The 20,871-nt window shown below is 75.4% G+C and carries 20 protein-coding genes and 2 rRNA genes; 3 read left to right on the forward strand and 19 right to left on the reverse strand.

The features are described 5' to 3' along the window. Window positions 1-117: 117 nt before the first annotated feature. The 6 genes from Q0789_RS14790 to Q0789_RS14815 form a co-directional block, all read right to left on the reverse strand. Complete coding sequence (locus Q0789_RS14790) at window positions 118-1,071, reverse strand: C-terminal binding protein (RefSeq protein WP_298806542.1); 954 nt, start codon at window positions 1,069-1,071, stop codon at window positions 118-120. After that, window positions 1,068-2,279: a fumarylacetoacetate hydrolase family protein gene (locus Q0789_RS14795; RefSeq protein WP_298806543.1), complete on the reverse strand. Its 1,212-nt coding sequence runs from the start codon at window positions 2,277-2,279 to the stop codon at window positions 1,068-1,070. Before Q0789_RS14795 ends, Q0789_RS14790 begins: the two co-directional genes overlap by 4 nt. 102 nt (window positions 2,280-2,381) lie before the next feature. Further along, window positions 2,382-3,203: an enoyl-CoA hydratase gene (locus Q0789_RS14800; RefSeq protein ID WP_298806545.1), complete on the reverse strand. Its 822-nt coding sequence runs from the start codon at window positions 3,201-3,203 to the stop codon at window positions 2,382-2,384. After that, window positions 3,200-3,886 (reverse strand): RraA family protein, encoded by a 687-nt coding sequence (locus Q0789_RS14805; RefSeq protein ID WP_298806549.1) that lies wholly within the window; start codon window positions 3,884-3,886, stop codon window positions 3,200-3,202. The genes Q0789_RS14800 and Q0789_RS14805 overlap by 4 nt, the downstream gene beginning before the upstream one ends. 71 nt (window positions 3,887-3,957) lie before the next feature. Further along, the gene (locus Q0789_RS14810) at window positions 3,958-5,460 is read right to left on the reverse strand and encodes an NAD-dependent succinate-semialdehyde dehydrogenase (RefSeq protein WP_298806551.1); all 1,503 of its coding nucleotides are present in this window, start codon (window positions 5,458-5,460) and stop codon (window positions 3,958-3,960) included. Further along, entirely contained in the window at window positions 5,457-6,731 is a 1,275-nt protein-coding gene (locus Q0789_RS14815) for an iron-containing alcohol dehydrogenase (protein WP_298806553.1), read from the reverse strand. Before Q0789_RS14815 ends, Q0789_RS14810 begins: the two co-directional genes overlap by 4 nt. A 164-nt stretch (window positions 6,732-6,895) precedes the next feature. On the opposite strand from Q0789_RS14815, the gene Q0789_RS14820 reads away from it, so the two are divergent. Next, the gene (locus Q0789_RS14820; RefSeq protein WP_298806555.1) at window positions 6,896-7,627 is read left to right on the forward strand and encodes an RraA family protein; all 732 of its coding nucleotides are present in this window, start codon (window positions 6,896-6,898) and stop codon (window positions 7,625-7,627) included. A 30-nt stretch (window positions 7,628-7,657) separates the two neighbouring features. Further along, window positions 7,658-8,338 (forward strand): GntR family transcriptional regulator, encoded by a 681-nt coding sequence (locus tag Q0789_RS14825; RefSeq protein ID WP_298806557.1) that lies wholly within the window; start codon window positions 7,658-7,660, stop codon window positions 8,336-8,338. Here Q0789_RS14825 and Q0789_RS14830 read toward each other — a convergent pair. From Q0789_RS14830 to Q0789_RS14880, 11 genes are all read right to left on the reverse strand, one after another. Next, window positions 8,306-9,418: a Gfo/Idh/MocA family oxidoreductase gene (locus Q0789_RS14830; protein ID WP_298806559.1), complete on the reverse strand. Its 1,113-nt coding sequence runs from the start codon at window positions 9,416-9,418 to the stop codon at window positions 8,306-8,308. The two genes, Q0789_RS14825 and Q0789_RS14830, sit on opposite strands and share 33 nt — an antisense overlap. Beyond that, a complete protein-coding gene (locus Q0789_RS14835) occupies window positions 9,415-10,521 on the reverse strand; it encodes a Gfo/Idh/MocA family oxidoreductase (RefSeq protein WP_298806561.1) in 1,107 nt (368 codons plus the stop codon). The genes Q0789_RS14830 and Q0789_RS14835 overlap by 4 nt, the downstream gene beginning before the upstream one ends. A 5-nt stretch (window positions 10,522-10,526) precedes the next feature. Continuing rightward, a complete protein-coding gene (locus Q0789_RS14840; RefSeq protein WP_298806563.1) occupies window positions 10,527-11,066 on the reverse strand; it encodes a gamma carbonic anhydrase family protein in 540 nt (179 codons plus the stop codon). Next, complete coding sequence (locus Q0789_RS14845; protein WP_298806564.1) at window positions 11,063-12,016, reverse strand: amidohydrolase; 954 nt, start codon at window positions 12,014-12,016, stop codon at window positions 11,063-11,065. Before Q0789_RS14845 ends, Q0789_RS14840 begins: the two co-directional genes overlap by 4 nt. Further along, entirely contained in the window at window positions 12,013-12,825 is an 813-nt protein-coding gene (locus Q0789_RS14850) for an enoyl-CoA hydratase-related protein (RefSeq protein WP_298806566.1), read from the reverse strand. Before Q0789_RS14850 ends, Q0789_RS14845 begins: the two co-directional genes overlap by 4 nt. Further along, window positions 12,822-13,988, reverse strand: a complete 1,167-nt coding sequence (locus tag Q0789_RS14855; RefSeq protein WP_298806567.1) for a CaiB/BaiF CoA-transferase family protein — start codon at window positions 13,986-13,988, stop codon at window positions 12,822-12,824. The genes Q0789_RS14850 and Q0789_RS14855 overlap by 4 nt, the downstream gene beginning before the upstream one ends. 41 nt (window positions 13,989-14,029) lie before the next feature. Continuing rightward, window positions 14,030-15,433 carry an extracellular solute-binding protein gene (locus Q0789_RS14860; RefSeq protein ID WP_298806569.1) on the reverse strand — a complete coding sequence of 468 codons (1,404 nt, stop codon included), beginning with the start codon at window positions 15,431-15,433 and terminating at the stop codon, window positions 14,030-14,032. Window positions 15,434-15,552: 119 nt separating this feature from the next. Beyond that, window positions 15,553-16,479, reverse strand: a complete 927-nt coding sequence (locus tag Q0789_RS14865) for a carbohydrate ABC transporter permease (protein WP_298806571.1) — start codon at window positions 16,477-16,479, stop codon at window positions 15,553-15,555. Continuing rightward, on the reverse strand, window positions 16,476-17,474 hold the full coding sequence (locus Q0789_RS14870) for a carbohydrate ABC transporter permease (protein WP_298806573.1): 999 nt from the start codon (window positions 17,472-17,474) through the stop codon (window positions 16,476-16,478). Before Q0789_RS14870 ends, Q0789_RS14865 begins: the two co-directional genes overlap by 4 nt. Continuing rightward, entirely contained in the window at window positions 17,471-18,361 is an 891-nt protein-coding gene (locus Q0789_RS14875; protein WP_298806575.1) for an NAD(P)-dependent oxidoreductase, read from the reverse strand. The genes Q0789_RS14870 and Q0789_RS14875 overlap by 4 nt, the downstream gene beginning before the upstream one ends. Window positions 18,362-18,405: 44 nt before the next feature. Further along, a complete protein-coding gene (locus Q0789_RS14880) occupies window positions 18,406-19,170 on the reverse strand; it encodes an RraA family protein (RefSeq protein WP_298806577.1) in 765 nt (254 codons plus the stop codon). A 253-nt stretch (window positions 19,171-19,423) separates the two neighbouring features. Between Q0789_RS14880 and Q0789_RS14885 the strand changes: the two genes are divergently transcribed. Beyond that, window positions 19,424-20,179: a GntR family transcriptional regulator gene (locus Q0789_RS14885; protein ID WP_298806579.1), complete on the forward strand. Its 756-nt coding sequence runs from the start codon at window positions 19,424-19,426 to the stop codon at window positions 20,177-20,179. Window positions 20,180-20,465: 286 nt separating this feature from the next. On the opposite strand, the gene rrf is transcribed toward Q0789_RS14885, so the two are convergent. Together rrf and Q0789_RS14895 are read right to left on the reverse strand one after the other, a co-directional pair. Further along, window positions 20,466-20,582, reverse strand: a 5S ribosomal RNA gene (gene rrf / locus Q0789_RS14890). Window positions 20,583-20,687: 105 nt separating this feature from the next. Continuing rightward, window positions 20,688-20,871 (reverse strand): 23S ribosomal RNA (locus Q0789_RS14895); the annotation flags it as partial.

Genomic DNA, 20,871 nt, shown 5'->3' on the forward strand with positions numbered 1-20,871 from the left:
GGCCTCTCGCCGTCGTGGTGCTGCTGCGGTCTGGTCCTGCTCGGGTCTCGCCCTGGTGGGGTCTCGCGAGGTGGTGCGGACGCGCGGCGCGTCGGTCCGGGTGGTCGCCGGGCCGCCTCAGGCCACGCGGCTGCGGAGCGGCTCGCCCGCCAGCGCGCGGGCCGCCTCCTCCGCCGCCAGCCGCTGCAGGTCCGCCACCGAGTCGTCGGAGAAGAACGCCGCGTGCGGGGTGAGGAGGACGCCGGGCAGGTCCCGCAACGGGTGGTCGTCGGGCAGCGGCTCGGGCTCCACCACGTCGAGAGCGGCGCCGCCCAGGTGCCCCGAGACCAGGGCGTCGGTCAGCGCCGCCGTGTCCACGAGGCCGCCGCGCGCGGTGTTGACGAGCACCGCCCCGGGGCGCATCGCCGCCAGCGCCGCGGCGTCGACCAGGTGGTGGGTCTGCGGGGTCAGCGGCGCGTGCAGGGAGACGGCGTGCGAGCGGGCCAGCAGCTCCGGCAGCTCGACCGGCTCGACCCCCTGGGCGCTCAGCACGGCCGGGTCGGCGTAGGGGTCCGAGGCGAGCACGGTGAAGCCGAAGGGCGCCAGCCGCCGGGCGAGCGCCAGGCCGATCCGCCCGGTGCCGACGAGGCCGACGGTGGTGGAGGCGAAGCCGGGCAGCGGGCTCAGGTCCGTGGCCCGGCCCCAGCCGTGCTCGCGCACGACGGCGTCGTAGCGGGTGAGCTTGCGCAGCAGCGCCAGCAGGCAGGCGGCGGCGTGGTCGGCGACCGTCTCGCTGCCGTAGTCGGGCACGTTGGCGACGGCCACGCCGGCGGCGCGGGCGGCGTCGAGGTCGACGTTGTCGTAGCCGATGCCGTACCGGACGACCGTGGCGCCGGGCGCCATCGCCCGCAGGACCGCCGCGGTGACCGGGGCGAAGTTGACGAGCGCCACGTCGGCGCCGGTGACCGCCTCGACCGTCTCGGCCTCGGTGCGGCAGGAGTGCTCGGCGAACTCCGCCCCGGCGGCCCGGGCGACCGCCCGCTCGCGGTCCACGGAGCCGAACGCCTGGTCGGTGACGACGAGGCGGCTCACGCCAGGAGCCCCCGCTCGGCCAGGTTCCGCATCAGGGCGGTGATCCCGAAAGTCCACTCCGGCGCCTCCTCGGCGGCGGTGACGGTGTTCACGAGCGCGCCGAGCCGGGGCGAGCTGATGACGACGACGTCGTCGCGGGCGTGGGTGAACCCCTCGCCCGTGGCGTACCGGTCCTGCGTGGGGGCGAACATCGTGCCGGTGAAGAGCACGAAGCCGTCGGGGTACTGGTGGTGGCGCCCGCGGGCGTGGGCCACGAGGTCGAGCAGGTCGCGGCTCATCTCCCGCATCGAGCTGGCACCCACCAGCTCGAAGCCGTCCGCCCCGGTGACCCGCAGCGACACCTCCGCCTCGCGGACGTCGTCGAGGCCGAAGCCGTCGTCGAAGAGCCGCAGGAACGGCCCGAGCGCGCACGAGGCGTTGTTGTCCTTCGCCTCGGTGAGCAGCAGGGCGCTGCGCCCCTCGAAGTCGCGCAGGTTGACGTCGTTGCCGAGCGTCGCGGCGACGGGGGCGCCGGCGGCGGTGACCGCCAGGACGACCTCGGGCTCCGGGTTGTTCCAGGTGGACCGCTCGAGCACCCCGACCTGCGCGCCCGCGCCGACCGCCGACAGGACGGGGGCCTTCGTGAAGACCTCGGGGTCGGGGCCGATGCCCACCTCGAGGTACTGCGACCACAGCCCCTCGGCGATCAGCACCTCCTTGACGCGCTCGGCCTCCGGGCTGCCGGGCCGCACCGCGGAGACCGTCCCGCCCACGGCGGCGACGACGCGGGCGCGCACCTCCTCGGCGGCGGCCGGGTCGCCGCCGGTGCGCTCCTCGATCACGCGCTCGAGCATGCTGCGGACGAAGGTCACCCCCGCGGCCTTGACCACCTGCAGGTCGACGGGCGCCAGCAGGCGAGCCGCTCCCGGGCGCCGGGCGAGGGTGTCGGCGAGGACCTCCTCCAGCGACCAGCTGCGGCCCCCCGGCGCCGACGCGACGACGTCGACGACGTCCGGGCGCTCGAGGAGGGCGGACGTGGTGGGTGCGAGCGCGCTGAGGTCGACGACCCGGTCGCCGCGGACCGCGACGACGCAGGGCCCGCCCACCTCCGGGTCCAGCACGCGGCCCACGAGGGCGGCGCGCGCCGCGTCCTCGGGCAGCAGCGCCCCCGGCTCGACCACCTCGTGCGGCGGCCGAGCGCGCGGCGGCGCCTGATCGACGTCGATCATCGGACCAGCATCCCTTCGTCGTGCGTCCTGCGGTGGGGAGCGTGCGGAGCGGCCCGGCGCGCGGGCCCCCGGCCGGGCGGTCAGCGACCGGCGGCACGGCCCTCAGCGGCCGGGGAACACGGGCCGGCGGCGGTCGAGGAAGGCGCTGACGCCCTCGGCGAAGTCCTCGCTGCCGTAGACCGTCCGGTAGACGTCGTCGTGCTCCACCGCGGCCGCCCGGTCGTCCAGGCGCCGGCCGAGCTCCTTCGCCGCGGCGATCGACACCGGCGAGCACTGCTGCACCCGCTCCAGCACCTGCTGCTCGACGCCGGCGAGCTCAGCCCGCTCGACGACGCCGGTGACGAGCCCGGCCGCCCGCGCCTCCTCCGCGGAGGCGAGGCGACCGGTGAGCAGCAGCTCGGTGGTCATCGCCCGGCCCAGCGACGCCCGCAGCCGCGAGGTCGTGCCCGGGGAGACGCAGTTGCCGAGCGTGCGCGCCACCGGGGCGCCGAAGCGCGCCGACGGCGTCGCGTACACCAGGTCGCAGCAGGCCACGACCGCGAGGCCGCCCCCGACCGCGGGGCCGTCGACGAGGGCGAGCACCGGCACGTCCAGCGCCCGGACCGCGGACAGCACCCGCGTGATCTCCCGCTCGTACGCCACGCCGTCGTCGCCGCTGCGGACGGCGACGAGGTCGGCGACGTCCGTGCCGGCCGCGAAGGCCTCCCCGGCCCCGGTGATGCTGACGAGGCGCACGGACGGGTCGGCCGCGACCTCCTCGCACGCCGTCGCCAGCTCCTCGTACATCGCGGTCGTCAGCGCGTTGCGCGCCCGCGGGTTGTCCAGGACGACCCGGGCGAGCACCCCCTCGCGCTCGAGCCGGGTGCGCCCGGGACGGGGGGCGGCGCCGTCGCCGGCCGCCGCCCCCGCCGCCGGCTCGCTCACCTGGTGCTCTCGTCGAGCTCCCAGCCGAGCCGCTCGTACAGCGCCCGACGGCCGCCCTTGTCGTTCTCGTTCTCCTGGCGCGCGTACTTGGCCACCAGCTCGGCGTGCTCGCGCGGCACCGCGACGACGCCGTCGCCGTCGCCCACGACGATGTCGCCGGGCTTGATCTGGACGTTGCCGATGGTCACCGGCACGCCGTAGGTCTCGTACTCCACGCGGCCCTGCGTCATCGCCTGGTTGCGCCACCGGGCGAAGATGGGGACGCCCTGGGCGATGCACTCGTCCCGGTCGCGCGCCCCGCCGGAGGTGACGACGGCCGCGGCGCCCTTGGAGTGCATGTCAAGGGAGTTGTACGAGCCGATCTCCCCGCAGCCGGCGTCGGGGGACTCCAGCACGACGATGTCACCGGTCTTCAGCTCGGTGTCCCACGGCTGGATCTGCACCTCCTTGTACCAGTAGCCGCGCGCCCACTCCGTGTACTCGTCCCCGGTGATCTGCGGGACCTGCTTCTGCGTGACCCGCGACCTCACCGTGAAGGCCGGGCCGCAGAAGCGCATGCCCTCGGCGATCGGCATGATCGACCGGTCGACGCTGCCCTTGCCGGGCATGCCGATCCAGTCCAGGCCGTCGCGCACGTCCGCCACGCGCAGTCCCTCGAACAGCTGGGCGATCTCGTCGCTCACGTCACTCCTCGTCATCGATGTGGGTCGTCGTGGATCTGTGGTGCGGGTGGTGCGTCCAAGAGGCCGTCGGCTCACCAGTCGACGGCCGTGTAGGTGGTCTCGGTGTACTCGAGCAGGCCCTCCTGGCTCCCCTCCCTGCCGAGCCCGCTCTCCTTGACGCCGCCGAACGGCGCCGCCGGGTCGGACACGAGGCCGCGGTTGACGGCGACCATGCCCGCCTCCAGCCTCTCCGCCGTCCGCAGCGCGCGGGAGAGCTCCCCGGCGTAGACGTAGGCGACGAGGCCGTGCTCGGTGTCGTTCGCCAGCGCGACGGCCTCGTCGTCGTCGTCGACGACGACGAGCGGGGCCACGGGGGCGAAGACCTCCTCGGCCAGCACCGCGGAGCCGGCGGGCACGTCGGCCAGCACCGTGGGCGGGTAGAAGCAGCCGGGGCCGTCGGGCGCCGCGCCGCCGAGCAGGAGGCGCGCGCCGCGGTCGACGGCGTCGTCCACGAGTCGCGCGGCCTTCTCCACCGCGGCGCGGTCCACGAGGGGCCCGCACCCGGTCGCCGGGTCGGCGCCTCGGCCGACGACGACCGCGCCCATCCGCCGGGTGAGGCCGGCGGCGAACTCCTCCGCGAGGCTGCGGTGCACGTAGAAGCGGTTGGCCGCCGTGCACGCCTGCCCGCCGCCGCGCATCTTCGCCACCATCGCGCCGTCCAGCGCCGCCTCGACGTCGCTGCCCTCGAGCACGAGGAAGGGGGCGTTGCCGCCGAGCTCCATGGCGCACCGGAGCACCCGGTCGGCCGCGCGGCGCAGGAGCACCTTGCCCACCTCCGTGGAGCCGGTGAAGGAGAGCACCCGGACGGCCGGGTGGCCCAGGAGCGCGTCGACGACGGGCGCCGGGTCCGACGTCGTCACCACGCCCAGCGCGCCGTCCGGCAGGCCCGACTCGCGCAGCAGGTCCGCCAGCAGCATCGCCGTCAGGGGCGTCTGCTCGGCCGGCTTGAGCACCGCGGTGCAGCCGGCGGCGAGCGCCGGGGCCACCTTGCGCGTCACCATCGCGGCGGGGAAGTTCCACGGCGTCACGAGCGCGGCGACCCCGGCCGGACGGTGGCTGACGAGGATGCGGTTGCCCCCGCCCGGCGCCCGTCCCAGCCGGCCCGGCACGCGCACCGCCTCCTCGGCGTACCAGCGCAGGAACTCGGCCGCGTAGGTGACCTCGGAGCGGGCGTCGGCCAGCGACTTGCCGTTCTCCGCGCTGATGAGCCGCGCCACCTCCTCGCCGCGCCGGGTGAAGGCCTCGAACGCGCGCTGGAGGACGCCGGAGCGCTCCCGCGGCGACGTCGCCGCCCACGCCGGCCCCGCGGCCGCGGCCGCGTCGGTCGCCGCGACGGCGTCCTCGGCCCCGGCGTCGGCCACCCGGGCGAGCACCGCGTCGGTGGCCGGGTCCAGGACGTCCAGCTCGGCGCCGGAGGCCGCCGGCCGCCAGGCGCCGCCGACGAGCAGCCCGGTGCGGGCGGGGTCGTGGCCGGCGAGGTCGGCGGCCGCGCCGCTCCCCGCCCGCTCGGTCGCCGTCAGGTCCATGGCGCTCATGCGGCTCCCTCGGTGTCCCCCGAGGCCGCCCCGACCTCCTGGCCGTCGACCGCCAGGTCCCCGGCGTGGGCGGCCCGCAGCAGCCGCAGCGCGGCCGCCTCGTCGAGCTCGCGCGGGCTGTTCTCCACCAGCCGCCGCGCGCTCATGGACGCCGCGGCGAGGGCGGGCAGGTCGTCGGCCCCGACACCGAGCTCGGCCAGCGTGCGGGGGATGCCGATGGCGGCGACGAGGTCCGCCACCGCGCGCACGCTGCCGGCGTCCGGCCCGGTGCGCTGCGCCTCCGGGACCCCGAGGGCCTCGGCGACCTCCCGGAGGCGGTCGCCGACGACCGGGGCGACGAAGGCCATGACGTAGGGCAGGAGCAGGCCCACGCCGGTCCCGTGCGGCGTGCGCGTCAGCGCGCCCACGGGGTACTGCACCGCGTGCGCCCCCGCGGTGCCGGCGGTGCCGAACGCCATCCCGCCGGCGAGGGCGGCCAGCGCCATGCCGCTGCGGGCCTCGAGGTCGTCGGGCACCTCGACGCAGCGCCGCAGGTGGCGGGCGACGTGGCGGACGCCGAGCAGCGCCCAGTGGTCGGTCAGCACGCCGCGGCCGACGAAGACCCGGGCGCCGTCGAGCTCGTCGACGCGGCGGCGCACCGCGGTGAAGGCCTCCACGCAGTGGGCCAGGGCGTCGGCGCCCGCGGCGGCCGTCACCGACGGCGGGCAGGTGATCGCCAGCTCGGGGTCGACGACGGCGGTGTGCGGGACGAGGTGGCGGCTGGAGATGCCGACCTTGCTGGCGCGCTCGGCGTCGGTCACGACGGCGACGGGCGTCACCTCCGAGCCCGTGCCCGCGGTGGTGGGGACGGCGACCACGGGGGCGACCGGTCCGGGGACGCGGTCCTCGCCGTAGTAGTCCTGCGGGGTCCCCCCGTGGGCCAGGAGCACGGCGACGACCTTGGCGAGGTCCATGCAGCTGCCGCCGCCGAAGCCGACGAGGACGTCGGCGCCGTGCCGGCGGGCCTCCTCGGCGAGCGCGGCGCCGTCCTCCACCGGCAGCTCCGGCGCCGCCCGGTCGTGGACGGCCACGGCGAGCCCGGCGGCCCGCAGGCCGTCGACGAGCTGCCCCGTCGCCGGGTCCGCCCCGAGGCGGGGGTCCGTGACGACGAGCGCGCGCCGCCCGAGCCGCGCCGTCGCCGCGGGCACCGAGCCCCGGGTGCCGGCGCCGAAGAGCACCTCGCGCGAGCCGCGCAGGAGACCCCGGAGCGGCAGCTCACCCAGTGCGTCCACGCTGACAGCTCCTCGTGCAGGGATCCGATCGGATCCGATCGGGGGAACCGTGGCACGGGCGCGTGGGCCCGGTCAAGGGTCAGCGCAAGGCTTCTCCGATCCGATCGGATCGGATACGTTCCCGATGTCGTGCACCCGGCACGTCGACGAGGACAGGAGGGGCCATGACCACGAGCGAGGCGAACCCGGCGGCCGCGGCGGGCGGGACGGACGAGGTGCTGGCGCTGTTCGAGGGGCTGCGCGTCGCCGACGTGCGCGACGGGCTCGACTGGGTGGGCCTGCCCCACCGGGGCTCGGTGACGCGCGAGATCTCCTCCGTCACTCCCGGGATGTCCCTGTGCGGCAGGGCCTTCACGGTGCGCTCGCGACCGAGCGACAAGGTCGTGCCGCACGGCATCAGCCCGGAGGAGTACACCGACTGGGCTCGCGAGTACTGGTACGGCGAGGTCAACACCTCGAAGGCCTGGCGCGACCAGCTGCGCCCCGGCGACGTCGTCGTCATCGAGGGCGCCGACCTCGGGGTCGGCGAGGTCGGTTCGAACAACTCCCTGGGCTGGCACACGCTCGGCGCGGTGGGGGTCGTCACCTCCGGGGGCGTGCGCGACGTCGACGAGTGCGTCCGCCAGGGCGTGCCGATCTTCGCCCGCTACCGATCGCAGTCGATGACGCAGGGGCGCATCGAGTTCGCGGACGCCGGCGAGCCCGTCGCGCTCGGCGACGTCCTCGTGCGCCGCGGCGACGTCGTGGTGGCGGACGGCGACGGCGTCATCGTCGTCCCGGTCGAGCGGGCCGAGGAGGTCGCCCGGTACGGTCGCCAGGAGCTCGAGAACGACAAGGCGATCCGCCGGGGCTACTACGAGACCCTGGGCTGGCCCCTGGACGAGACCGTGCGGTGAGGCGTGGTCGGCGGGCGGAGGAGGGGCGAGGTGGTCGACGAGGAGGGCAGGAGCCTGCCGCTCCCGCGCGTCCGGCTCGGTGACGAGGTCTACGACCAGCTCGTCTCCCGGCTCCTCTCCCACCGCCTCGCCCCCGGCGACCGCATCACGGTCGACGCGCTCTCGCGCGAGCTGGGCGTCTCGCAGACGCCCATCCGGGAGGCCCTGACGCGGATGGAGGCCGGGGGGGTCGTCGTCCGCACCCACCTCGCCGGGTACCGGGTGGCGCCCGAGCTGGGGCGCGAGGCCTTCGACGACCTCGTCGAGCTCCGCCTCCTCCTGGAGCCGGTCTCCGCGCGGCGCGCCGCCGGGCGCGCCGCGCCGGAGCAGCTCGAGGCCCTGCGCGAGCTCGCCGCCGCCATGGAGGCGCAGGAGGCCCCGGGGACCGAGGGCGACGGGGACTACGCCGTCTTCGCCGGTCTCGACGCCCGGTTCCACGACGCCGTGGCGGCCGCGAGCGGCAGCGGCCCGCTGCGGGAGTCCCTCACCCGGCTGCACACCCACCTCAAGCTCTTCCGGCTCTCGAGCGGGCGCCGCGTGCTCACGGAGGCGCTCACCGAGCACCGCGCCGTCGTCGACGCCATCGCCGCCGGGGACGGGGAGGCCGCGGCGGCGGCCATGCGCGAGCACGTCGAGCGCTCAGCCGCGCGCTTCGCGGCGTTCTTCGACTGAGCCGGCGCCCGAGCCGGCGCCCGGGGACCGCGCCCCGCGCGCGGCCGCGAGGGCCCGCTCGAGGACGTCGACGACGTCGCGCCCCTGCTCCCCCGTCACCGCGGACCCCGGCCCGCCCCGCAGCGCGGCGACCACGCCCGCGTAGACCTCCTCGCCGAGGCGCCCCGGCGGCACCAGGCCGGCGTGGACGACCGGCGCCCGCCCGTCGGCCAGCACCACGACGGCGGTGCCGTCCATGCTCGCGAGCGTGCCCCTCTCCCCGGTGACGAGGAAGCGGGGCGCCGGCCGCGGCGCCCGGCGGTGGACGTCGAGCCGCGCGGTCACGGGCGCTCCCGACGCCGTGGCGGCGAAGTCGAGCTCGACGCGCAGGTGGTCCTCCACCGTCGACCCGGGCGGGTGGTGCGCCGCACCGGCCACGCCGGTGGGCCGCCCCGCCAGCTGCAGGACCTGGTCGACCGGGTGCGGGCCGATGAGCCAGCCCACCCCGCCGCCGGTCGCGGCGTCCTCCGTCCACGTCGCGACGTCGTCACCGGTGTGCGGGGACGCCGCGCCGCGCACGCGGTAGCGGCCGGCGTGGGTGCGGGTCATCTCGACCCGCCGCAGCGCGCCCACCGCCCCGTCCTCCAGCAGCCGCCGCACGAGGAGGAAGTCGGGCTCCCAGCGGCGCTGGTGGTGCACCGTGAGCCGGCGCCCGGCGCGGCGGGCGGCGTCGACCATCGCGGTGGCGTCGGCGCGGGAGGTCGCCAGCGGCTTCTCCACGTGCACGTGCCGGCCGGCCGCGAGCGCGCCGAGCACCACCTCGCGGTGCAGGTGGTGCGGGAGGGCGACGACGACGAGCTCGACGTCGTCCTGCGCGACCAGGTCCTGCCAGCGGGTGCCGGAGCGGGCGCCGAAGCGGCGCCCGCCGGCGGCGGCCCGGGCCGGGTCGGCGTCGCACACGGCGACCAGCCGCAGGTCCGGCGACGGCTCGAGCACCTGCTCGGCGTGGTAGGACCAGCCGCTGTTGCCGAGGCCGACGAGCCCGACCCGCACCGGGTCCTCGCCCGCCCGGCTCGCCGGCGCGGTCGCGGACGGGCTCACCGCCAGGCCGCCCCGCCGCCGGCTAGCACGACGCCGCCCAGCGCCTCCTCGACCTCGACGGGCGCGCCGCCGCGGGCGGCCGAGAGGTACGCGGCCTCCATGACCCCCATCGTGCGGAGGTTGTCGCGGCCGCTGTGGACGGGCTCGGCGCCCGTGTCGAGGGCGTCCAGCAGCGCGGCCGTGCTCGCCCCGTAGGACAGGCGGGCGCGGGTGGTGGGCCCGTCGTCGTCGAAGACGACCTCCTGCACCGCCTCCCCGCGCCGCTGCAGCGCCGCCGCGGCCGGCCCGTGCATCGGCTGCTCGCGGCGGGCGCGCAGGCTGCCGCCCTCGGCGTCGACGCGCAGCTCCTGCACCGGCAGGGCCCGGGCGCGCCAGGAGGAGGTCATCGTCGCCACGAGGTCGTCCTCGAACTGGACGAGCAGGGCGCTCAGCTGCTCCCCCGGCAGCCCCGTCGCGGGGTCGCGGCGCGTGAGGGCGCTGACCGTCCGCGGCGGTGTCGGCGCCAGCCACTGCAGCCGGTCGACGAGGTGGACGCTGAAGATGGCCATCTCGAGGCGCTGCTCGCGGGCGCGCCACACCCCCGGCGCCTGGGGGCGATCCTGGAACGAGCGGTGCTCCAGCAGGTGCACGGGCCCCAGCCCCTCGCCCCGCAGGCGCGCGGCCACCCACTGCTGCTCCGGGAACCAGCGGAAGTTCTGGCTGACGGCCAGGGGCACCCCGGCCGCCTCGGCGCGCCGCACGAGCTCCGCGGCGCGGGCACCGGTCTCGGCGAACGGCTTCTCGACCAGCAGGGGCACGCCCGCCGCCAGCGCGGGGTCGACGACCTCGTCGCGCACCGCGGGCGGCGTCAGGACGAGGAGCGCGTCCAGCCCCTCTTCGGCCAGCATCCCGGCGACGCCCGCGTGGGCGGCCGTGCCGGGGTGCTCGCGGCAGAACGCCTCCCGCGCCGCCGGGTCCGAGTCGCAGACGGCCACCACCCGCGCGCGCCCGGCGCAGGCGGCGGCGATGCCGGCGGCGTGCTGGTGCGCCACCCAGCCGGCGCCGACCAGCCCGAGCCGGCGCTCCCCGCCGCCGGGCCCCCCGCCGGTGGGGTCCGCGCCCACGGCGGTCACCACCCGTGCCCGACGACGTCGGCGGCGCGGTGCCGCTCGGCGAGCCGGACGTACCCGTCGGCGCCGGCTCGGACCCGGGCGAGCTCGTCCTCGTCGAGCCCGCGGAGCACGCGCCCGGGCACCCCAGCCACGAGCGCGCGCTCGGGCACGGCAGCGCCCTCCCGCACCACCGTGCCGGCGGCGACGAGCGCCTCCGGCCCCACCACCGCGTCGGTGAGCACGACCGAGGCCATGCCGACCAGGGCGCCGTCGCCGACGGTGCAGCCGTGGAGCACCGCGCGGTGCCCGACCGTGACGTCCTCGCCGACGTCCACGCCCCCGTGCTCGTCGGCGTGGACGACGCAGCCGTCCTGCAGGTTGCTGCGCGCGCCGACCCGGATCGCCGCGCCGTCGGCGCGCAGCACGCAGCCGTACCAGACGCTCGCGCCGGCGGCCACGTGCACGTCGCCGACCAGCACCGCGCCGGGGGCGACCCAGGCGCCCGGCTCGACCACAGGTGAGAGGCCCTCCAGGGCCAGGAGCAGGGGTGCGGTCACCGAGACGGTCCCGCCGCGGCCCGGTCCACCCCACCCGAGTCGTCGCCGCTGCCGAGGCCGTCGCCGACGTCCAGGCCGTACCAGCGCACGGCCGTGCCGCCGCACACCTCGGCCATGTCGTCCTCGTCGGCGCCGGCCGCGGCGACGGCGGCGCGCAGGTCCGCCCACGCCCGTCCGTAGGGCGCCCGCAGCAGCACGACGGGCCAGTTGCTGGCGAGCATGAGGCGCTCGGCACCGAAGTGCTCGAGGGCGTGGGCGACGTAGCGGGGCAGCGCGTCGGCCCTCCAGCCCGACCAGGCGGTGAGCGCGTCCACCCCGACGGACACCTTCAGCGCGGTAGCGGGGCAGGCCGCCAGCGCGGCCAGGTTCGAGGCCCACGGCTCCCACCCGAGCGTGTCCAGCGGCGGCCGCGCCAGGTGGTCGACGACGACGCGCAGCTCGGGCACGGCCCGGGCCAGGCCGACCACGGCGAGGACCTGCTCGGGCGTGATGGGGACGACGTCCCAGACCAGGCCGCGCCCGGCGAGCTCGCGGAAGAGGTCGAGGACGTCGGGGTCGGCGAGGCGCTCCAGCGGGTCTCGCCCCACCAGGGTCCGGACCCCGCACCACGCCGCCGTGTCGGCCCGCGCCAGCTCGGCCCGGGCCGCCACGGGATCGAGCACGGGCAGCCAGCCCACGACGCCGCGCACGCTCCCGGTCCCCGCCGCGTAGGCGGCCAGCCGGTCGTTCTCGGCGGCCTCGTCCACCGACTGCATGAGCACCGTCACCCCAACCCCGGTGGCGTCCAGCTCGGGTGCGAGGTCCTCGGGGCCGTAGTCGCGGGCGATCGAGCCGTGGGCGTCGGTGCGCCAGGCCGACTGGTCAGCCTCGCCGTACCGCCAGAAGTGGTGGTGGGCGTCCACCACGGGCGTGGTCCCGGGCGTCGTCATAGGCGTCGTCGTGCTCGTCATCGTCCCTCCCAGCGGGGCGGTCGTCGGTCGAGGAAGGCGGTGACGCCCTCGCGGAAGTCGCTGCTGCCGTAGCAGGCCCGCAGCAGGTCCTCGTCGTCGGGCAGGTCCACGGCGGCGAGCCGGCGGTCGAGCTGCTTGAAGGCCGCCAGGGCCAGGGGCGCCGCGGAGCGCAGCCCGTCGAGCAGGTCGCGCACGCCGGCGTCGAGCTCCTCGGCCTCCAGCACCACGTCGGCGAGCCCGACGGCCCCCGCCTCGCGGGCGTCGAGCATCCGTGAGGTGAGCAGGAGGGCGCGTGTGCGCGCGGGCCCGGCCCGCCGGGCCAGCGCCGCTACCACGGACGCCGGCACGCAGTTGCCCAGCGTCCGCGCCACCGGCAGGCCGAAACGGGCCCTCGGCCCCGCCACGACGACGTCGCTGCAGGCCACGAGGGCCAGTCCCGCCCCGGCGGCAGGGCCGTCGACGACGGCCACCACCGGGACCGGGACGTCCTGCAGCGCCTGGAGGACCTCGCCCACCCGCCGTTCGTACGCGACGCCGGCGGCGCCGGCGTCGGAGCCGGGGGGACCGAGCACCTCCTCGGCGAGCATCCGCACGTCGGTGCCGGCCGCGAAGGCGCCGTCGGTGCCCTCGAGCACCAGGACCCGCACCCCCGGATCGGCGGACGCCCGCCCGCACGCCGTGGCGAGCTCGTCGTACATGGCGGAGGTGAGCGCGCCGAGCCGTCGGGGGTGCTCCAGCACCGCGTGGAGCACCCCCGACCTCAGGTCGGTGCGCACGCGCCCGGGTGGTGACGCGGCGCCGGCCGTCATGCGCGCACGGCGCGGTGAGCCAGGACCTCGTCGGTGTGCTCCCCCAGCAGCGGCGGGGGGCGTCGGATCGTGGGCGGTGTCGCCGACAGGCGCAGCGGGGAGGCCAGGACGGGCACCTCGCCCTCGACCGGGTGGACGAGCGTCGCCACCATCTCGCGCGCCTTGACGTGCGGGTCCTCGGTGAGCACCTGGCGGTAGTCCTGGATCGGGCCGGCGGGGACCCCCGCCGCCAGCAGCAGCTCGACCCACTCGTCGGTGCCCCGATCGGCGAGCCGCTCCTCCAGGGCCGTGACCAGGTCCGGGAGGTTGGCCATGCGACCCACGTTGGTGGCGAAGCGCGGGTCCTCGACGAGGTGCTCGAGCTCGAGGGCCGCGCAGAGCCGGCGCCACAGGCGGTCGTTGTTGGCGCCGAGGGTGACGTAGCCGTCCCGCGTGGCCAGCGCCTGGTAGGGCGCCGACATGCGGTTGGCCGACCCGAGCTTGGCGGGCGTCCGCCCGGTGTCCCAGAACTCGGTGGACTCCCACACGGCCAGGGCCAGCGCCGACTCGAACAGCGAGGTCTCGACGACCTGCCCGACCCCGGTGCGCTGGGCGCTGGTCCACGCGGCGAGGACGCCCACCGCGCAGAACAGCCCCGAGCCGAGGTCCGCGACCGGGATGCCGCTCTTGACCGGCCGCCCGTCGGGCTCGCCGGTGATGCTCATCACGCCCGCCATCGCCTGGGCGATGAGGTCGTAGCCCGGCCTGTCCGCGTACGGGCCGGACAGGCCGAAGCCCGAGATGCTCGCGTAGACGAGGGCCGGGTTGATCTCCGAGAGCACCTCGTAGCCGACGCCCAGCCGATCGGCGACGCCGGGGCGCCAATTCTCGACCACCACGTCGGCGTCGCGGACCATGGCGAGGAAGTCCTCGCGGCCGCGCTCGGACTTCAGGTCGAGCGTCACGCTCCGCTTGTTGCGGTTGAGGGAGAGGAAGGCGCGGCTGTCCTCCCCCTTGCCCGACCGCCCCCACGACCGGCGCGTCTGGTCCCCGGCGTCGGGGTTCTCGACCTTGATGACGTCGGCGCCCAGGTCCGCCAGGACCATGGTGCAGAAGGGGCCCGCCATGACCTGCGTGAGGTCGAGGACCCTCATCCCGGCGAGCGCGCCCGCACCGTCGCCCACGTCCTCTCCTCCCGCCGGGTCTTCCCGGTCACCGGTCCCGCTCATGCCGAGGCGAGCGCGGCGTCGAGGTTCTCGACGAAGGACTCCGCCGTGGCCTGCGGGTCGGCGCCGTTGAGGGCGACGTCCTCGTAGGCGCGCTGGAAGGCCGTCTCGAAGTTGGCCTGGTAGCCGGCCGGGTACAGGACCGTCGGCGGCTCGTCCTCGACGATCTCCTGGTACAGCTCCAGGGTCTGCCGCGTCGCCGGGTCCAGGGACTCGTCGTCGAGCTGCGCCTGCAGCATCTCGGTGTTCGTGACGGCGCCGTTGTTCGAGGCGAACAGCGCGTTCGCCTCCGGGTCGTTGATCCAGAAGTCGATGTACGCGGCCGCCGTGGGGACGTTGTCGCAGCTGCGGGGGATGGACCAGCCCGAGGTGAAGAGGACCGTGCTGGAGGAACCGTCCTCGCCGCGGGGCAGCTGCACCGTGGTGAGCTCCTGCCCGGGCTGGGCGCCCTCGATCGCGCCCTGCGCCTGCCCGATCTGGTTGCCGGGCTTGTTGTCGGACATGACCCTCCCCTGGGCGATCCAGCTCTGCTCGACCTGGGCGGCCTCCGCCGCTCGGTCCGGCGCGGAGATGGTCACGCCGTCGCCCCGCAGGCCCTCCCAGATCGACCAGTACTCGACGACGTCGTCGGCGCTGAAGGCCGCTTCGGTGCCCTCGAAGACCTCCTGCCCGCGACCGCGCAGCCACTCGATGAAGGTGTTCGGGTGCCCGCCGAGCAGGTTGACCCCGCTGACGCCCTCCGGCAGCGACCCCTGCGCCGCGCGGGCGTAGTCGAAGAACTCCTGCCACGTCCAGCCGTCGGCCGGCGACCCGACGCCGGCCTCCTCGGCCAGCGTGGTGTTGACCATGATCGCGTCGTAGGCCGCGCCGTAGGGGATCTCGTAGAGGGCCCCGTCGGTCCCGCGCCCGGTGTCCAGCACGTCCTCGGGGATGCCGCTGACGTCGATGGCGCCCGAGTCGACGAGCGGCTGCAGGTCGAGCAGCAGGCCCTGGCCGGCGTAGTCGTTGAGCTGGCGGCCCTGGAGCTGGGTGATGCACGCCATGCCGCCGCTGCTCGCCTGCACGTTGAGGCGCTGGAAGTAGGCGGCGAAGTCGGTGAACTCCGGGGTCACGGAGACCCCCTCGTTCTCCGCGACGAAGAGGTCGGACACCCCGTTGGTCAGGTCCACGCGGGAGCCGGAGCCCCAGTAGGCGAGGCGGATCTCGCCGGTGACGTCGCCGAGGCCGGCGTCGTCGCCGGAGGCGGCCTCAGGGGCGTCGCCCCCCACCCGGGTGCCCCCGGAGCATCCGGCCGTGAGGAGCACCAGCGCGGTCGCGCCGGCGACGATGCCGGCGCGCGTGCGGCGGCGGCCCGAGGTGGTGCGGAGCGAGGTGGTGCGGCTCGTGGTGGTGGAGCTGGACATGGTGCGCCTCCAGTCGGTGCTCGTCGTCGAGCACGCGTCGGTGATCCGGGGGAGAGGACGATCGGGGATGGGACGGTGGTCCGGGGGCTGCCCCGGCGCTCGCGTGCCGCGCCGGGAGGTCATTTGAGGCCGCTCGTGGCGACCCCCTCGATGAGGAGCTTCTGGGAGACCAGGAAGAAGCCCACGATGGGCGCGATCGCCAGCGTGGCCATGGCGAACAGCGGCCCGAAGGCGGACGTGCCCGTGGCGTCGAGGAAGCCGTTGAGCCCGAGCGTGACCGTCCACCGGTCGGGGTTGTTCAGGTAGAGCAGCGGGCCGAGGAAGTCGTCCCACGTGCGGATGAAGGTGAACATCGCCGTCGTCCCGATGGCCGGCAGGGACAGGGGGACGACGATCCGCAGGAAGATGCCCAGGTGGCCGCACCCGTCGAGCCGCGCCGCCTCGTCCAGCTCGCGCGGCAGGGTGCGGATGAACTGGACCATGAGGAAGACGAAGAAGGCGTCGGTGGCGAGGAACTTCGGCACCGTCAGCGGGAGGATCGTGTTGATCCAGGCGAGCTGGTTGAACAGCACGTACTGCGGGACGATCGTCACCTGGTAGGGCAGCAGCAGCGTCGCCAGCACCAGCGCGAAGAGCACCCGGCGGAACGGGAAGTCGAGCCGGGCGAAGGCGTAGGCCGCCAGGGCGCAGGAGACGACGTTGCCGACGATGGCCAGCGCCGAGATGACGAGGCTGTTGACGAAGTACCGGGAGAAGTTGAGGGATCCGTAGGACCAGCCGTCCCGGTAGTTGTCCAGCGTGAAGTTGTCAGGCCAGAGGCCGAGGGTGCCGAAGGCCTCGTTGCCCGGCCGGAACGAGGCCCCGACCATCCACAGCAGGGGGTAGAGGACGACCGCCAGGACGCAGATGAGCACGGCGTGCCGGGACAGCGCCCGCACGACGGCGGCCTGGGACGGCCGGCGGGGGGCGACGACGGGTCGCGCCGCCGGGTGGACGCCGGAGCCGCGCGGGGCCGGCGCGGTCGACCGCGAGGGGGTGGTGGTCATCGCTCGTCTCCGTAGTAGACCCAGAAGCGCGAGGTGGCGAACATCACCGCGGTGAAGACGGCGAGCACCACGAGCAGGAGCCAGGCCATCGCCGACGCGTAGCCCATGTCGAGCTCTGCGAAGCCGCGCTGGTAGAGGTACAGCGTGTAGAAGAGGGTCGAGTTCGCCGGCCCCCCGGTCCCGCCGGAGATGACGTACGCCGGCGTGAAGGCCTGGAACGAGTTGACCGTCGTCAGCAGCACGTTGAAGAAGATGAGCGGGCTGATGAGTGGCAGCGTGACGCTGGTGAAGCGCCGCACGGGTCCGGCCCCGTCCATCTCGGCGGCCTCGTAGAGGTCTCGCGGCACCTGCCGGAGCCCCGCGAGGAAGATGATCATCGGGGAGCCGAACGTCCAGACGCTGAGGGCCACGAGGGTGAGCAGCGCCGTGTCGGGGTCACCGATCCACGTCCGCCCCTCGAGGCCGAAGACACCGAGGAGGGCGTTGAAGACGCCGTCGCCCGCGAAGAGCTGCCGCCACAGGAAGGAGACGGCGACGCTCGCGCCGATGAGGGACGGCAGGTAGAAGGCCGCCCGGTACATCGGCAGGAACCTCATGCCCCGGGCGAGCACCAGGGCCACCAGCAGCGAGACCACGAGGATGCCCGGCACCGCGAGCGCGACGTAGACGACGGTCACCCGGATCGAGTCCTGCAGCCGCGGGTCGGCGAGCATCGCCTGGTAGTTGGCGAGGCCCGACCACTGCGGCGGGGACAGCAGGTTGTACCGGGTGAAGGAGAGGTACAGCGAGTAGAGCATCGGGCCGAGCGTCAGCCCGACCAGCCCCACCAGCCACGGTGTGAGGAAGGCGTAGGCGGCCAGCGCCTCGCGGCGCCGTCGCGACGAGGTGTGCGGCGCCGCCGGCACCGACGCCTCCTGCGGGTCGCCGGCCACGCCGCGGGCGACCGCGGGGCCGACGCCCCCGCCGCCCGCACGGGCCCCCTCCCGGACGCTCATGCCCCGCCCCCGTTCTTCGCTCCCCCGCCCGCGGCGTGCGCCTCCACGCGGTCGGCCAGCACCTGGGAGAGCAGGGCCGCGACGGGCACGCGCAGGTCGGCGGCGCGCGCGGCCTCGACGACCTCGAACAGGTCCTTGCTCCACGGCCTCTCGCTCCGTGACGTGCCCGCGGCGTCGTAGGCCGCGACGGTGCGGTCGAAGAAGCTCCAGTTGCGCGACACCCAGGTGTCACCGGTGCAGGTGGAGACGGCGTCGAGCAGGGCCGCCTCCGGGACGCCGTGCGCCGCAGCGAGGTCCATGCCCTCCTGGGCGCCGGCCAGGGCCGAGAGCATCATCAGTTGGTTGGCCAGCTTCGTCGCGGCCCCCGCTCCCGGGGGACCGAGGTGCACGACGCGCGAGCCCTCGGCCTCGAGCAGCGGGCGGGCCGCCGCCAGGGCCTCCGGCTCGCTCCCCACGAAGATCGTGAGGTCGCCCTTCTCGGCCCGGTCGGCGCCGCCGCTGACGGGGGCGTCGAGCAGGGCGACGCCGCGCTGGGCCGCGACCTCCGCCAACCGGACCGCCGTGTCCGGGAGCACCGTGCTGTGGACGACGACGAGGCGCTCGGGCCGCTCGTGCGACAGCCAGCCCCCCGCGCCGCCCTGCCCGCTCAGCACGGCCTCGACGGCCGCGTCGTCCGGGACGGCGAGCAGCAGCACGTCGCAGCCGGCGAGCTCGCCGACGTCGGCGGCCGCGGTGGCGCCCGCCCCCACGACCTCCTCGACGCGCTCGCGCCGGGTGTCGTGGACGGTCACGGACCAGTCCGCGGCCAGCAGGGCCCGCACCATCGGCGCGCCGATGTTGCCGAGCCCGACGAAGCCGACCGAGGTCGACGTGGGGTCGAGGGTCACAGGTCCTCCATCACAGCGGTGGGACGGGGCCGGGGGTGCCGTGGTCAGACGCCGTCGTAGTAGGCGATGACCGCGTCGACGTCGACGGTGCTGTCCGCGGGCCTGCCCTGGGCGTCGTAGTGCCGCCGGCGGGCGTGCATGTCCGCGAGGAGGATGGCGCGCGCGTGGACGGCGACCTCCTCCGCGACCGCGGCCGGCACCACGACGGCGCCGTCGTCGTCGCAACCGACGACGTCGCCCGGGTCCACCCGGACGCCGCCGCAGGCGATGGTCCCCTGCGTCTCGACCACCTCGATGCGGCCGGGGATGATCGTGCGCCCGCGGTGGCGCGCCACCATGGGGATGCGCTGGAGCTCCACCTCAGCGGTGTCGCGGCAGTACCCGTCGGTGATGATCCCCGAGGCGCCCGCGCCGACGGCGCCCATCGAGTTCTCCGAGCCCCAGAAGCCGACCTCGGGACCGCCGCCGGACTCCATGACGATGACGTGCCCCCGCGGGAGGTCGTCGGGCAGGCGCGTCGCCGGGTACCGCTCGAACCAGATGCGGTGCGCCTCGACGACGTCCTGCGTCGAGTCGAGCTTCCACATCGGCTTGTTCGAGGGGACGGCGCGGATCGTCACCGCGGGGCCCCAGAAGCGCATGCCGCTCCACAGGGGCCTCAGCTCTCGGTCCATGAGCGTGAGGTTGAAGTAGCCGATGCCGTCGAGGGCGTCGACGACGTCGACCACGCGAAGGTGCTTGTAGAGGCTGCCGATGTCGCTCGGGTCGGCGTGGTCGGCGGACTGGGCAGGGGCGGTGCTCGTGGTCATGGACTGCTCCTCCTGGTGCCCGGCGGCAGGCCTGGGCGTGTCGGGTAGCGGTGCCCGGGATGACTTCGGCGGACGACAGCGGTGTCGGTCGGTTCGGCTCGACGCGGCGGTGCGCCTCCAGGCCGTCCCGTGCGGCCGGATAATGTCTACAGGAGACACTCGCGGCTGACAAGGGTGTCGTCGATGCTTCCCGAGGGACTACACAGGGCGTACCTGAACGAGGGTGCCCGACGACCGACGAGGTGGTGGCGAGATGAGCCAGGGCACGACCGGCGCACCGGCGGGGACGGCCGCACCCGCCGGACGGTCGTCACGGATCGACGCGCCCAGCCTCGTCCAGCTGGCCGTCGAGCAGATCCGGCGGATGATCCTGTCCGGGGCGCTCGGCGAGGGGGAGCGGCTCACCGAGGAGAGGCTCACCGAGCGCCTCGGCATCAGCAGGCCTCCCCTGCGCGAGGCCCTGCGGACGCTCCAGCAGGAGGGCCTCATCGAGGTCCGCCCCCGGCGCGGCGCGGTCGTCACCACGCTCACCGAGCAGGACGTCATGGAGATCCTCACCCTCCGCAGCGCCCTCGAGCGCCTCGCGGTCGAGCTGGGCGTGCCCGTGCTCGAGGCCGAGCGCCTCGCCCCCTGCCGCGCCGCCCTGGCGAGCATGGAGCGCTTCGCCGAGCAGGAGGACCGGGGCCAGCTGGTGAGCGCGGCCTACGACTTCCACGCCGCCGTGGTCGCCCTGGCGGGGCACCGCCGGCTCGACGCCGCGTACTCCTCCGTGCAGCGACAGCAGCGCCTGTGCATGGCTCGCAACCTCTACACGCGCGAGAACCAGTACGAGGACCTCGTGACGCACGTGGCACGACACCGCCGCCTGCTGGAGGTCATCGAGGGCGGCGACCCGTCCGCCGTGCTCGCCGAGCTCGCCGTGCACGGCGAGCGGTCGTTCCTGGTCGACCCGACGACCGGCCCGGGGGCGCGAGGGGGCGGCGGTGGCCTGGAGTCGGCGAGGGGATGACCGCGCAGGAGTCGGCTGCCCCCGGCACCGCCACCCACGGGGCCGCACTCGCCGGCGGGAGGCACCAACGCATCCTCGGCGGTGGTCTCCGCGTGATGCCGGGTCGGTGCCGCTTCGACCGGTCGCGCGCCCGGTCGGGCCCTCCCGCGTGACCTCGCGCGACGGGTCGTTGCAGCGGCCGGACGCGCGCATGGCGCGACGGCGCCGACGTCGACGTCACCGCCCCCCGACCCCGGGCATGCGAAAGGGCCACCCCCCACAAAGGGGGTGGCCCTTCCCAAGTGAAGTCCGGCGGCGACCTACTCTCCCACGCAGTCCCCCACGCAGTACCATCGGCGCGAACGGGCTTAGCTTCCGGGTTCGGAATGGGACCGGGCGTTTCCCCGACGCTATGACCGCCGAAACACTCATCGAGCACGAACCCCCACCCACACCCCAAAGACGCTGGGGGGTGGGGGGTTCGTAACCCAAGAACCGCACAGTGGACACGAGCAACACACACCTGAGAGTGGTCAAGCCATCGGCATATTAGTACCGGTCAGCTCCACGAGTTACCCCGCTTCCACACCCGGCCTATCAACCCAGTCGTCTACCTGGGAGCCTCACACCACCTAAAAGTGGCAAGGAGACCTCATCTCGAAGCAGGCTTCCCGCTTAGATGCCTTCAGCGGTTATCCCTCCCGAACGTAGCC

Origin of the sequence: uncultured Pseudokineococcus sp. (genome assembly GCF_947499845.1) — a bacterium.
In the GTDB taxonomy this organism is placed as follows: Bacteria; Actinomycetota; Actinomycetes; order Actinomycetales; family Quadrisphaeraceae; genus Pseudokineococcus.

Bases quoted from the DNA above. Each gene is read 5' to 3' on its own strand.
- Q0789_RS14795 (WP_298806543.1), bottom strand. From the start codon at position 2,279: ATGATCGACGTCGATCAGGCGCCGCCGCGCGCTCGGCCGCCGCACGAG.
- Q0789_RS14810 (WP_298806551.1), bottom strand. From the start codon at position 5,460: ATGAGCGCCATGGACCTGACGGCGACCGAGCGGGCGGGGAGCGGCGCG.
- Q0789_RS14820 (WP_298806555.1), top strand. From the start codon at position 6,896: ATGACCACGAGCGAGGCGAACCCGGCGGCCGCGGCGGGCGGGACGGAC.
- Q0789_RS14845 (WP_298806564.1), bottom strand. From the start codon at position 12,016: ATGACGAGCACGACGACGCCTATGACGACGCCCGGGACCACGCCCGTG.
- Q0789_RS14850 (WP_298806566.1), bottom strand. From the start codon at position 12,825: ATGACGGCCGGCGCCGCGTCACCACCCGGGCGCGTGCGCACCGACCTG.
- Q0789_RS14860 (WP_298806569.1), bottom strand. From the start codon at position 15,433: ATGTCCAGCTCCACCACCACGAGCCGCACCACCTCGCTCCGCACCACC.
- Q0789_RS14865 (WP_298806571.1), bottom strand. From the start codon at position 16,479: ATGACCACCACCCCCTCGCGGTCGACCGCGCCGGCCCCGCGCGGCTCC.
- Q0789_RS14870 (WP_298806573.1), bottom strand. From the start codon at position 17,474: ATGAGCGTCCGGGAGGGGGCCCGTGCGGGCGGCGGGGGCGTCGGCCCC.
- Q0789_RS14880 (WP_298806577.1), bottom strand. From the start codon at position 19,170: ATGACCACGAGCACCGCCCCTGCCCAGTCCGCCGACCACGCCGACCCG.
- Q0789_RS14885 (WP_298806579.1), top strand. From the start codon at position 19,424: ATGAGCCAGGGCACGACCGGCGCACCGGCGGGGACGGCCGCACCCGCC.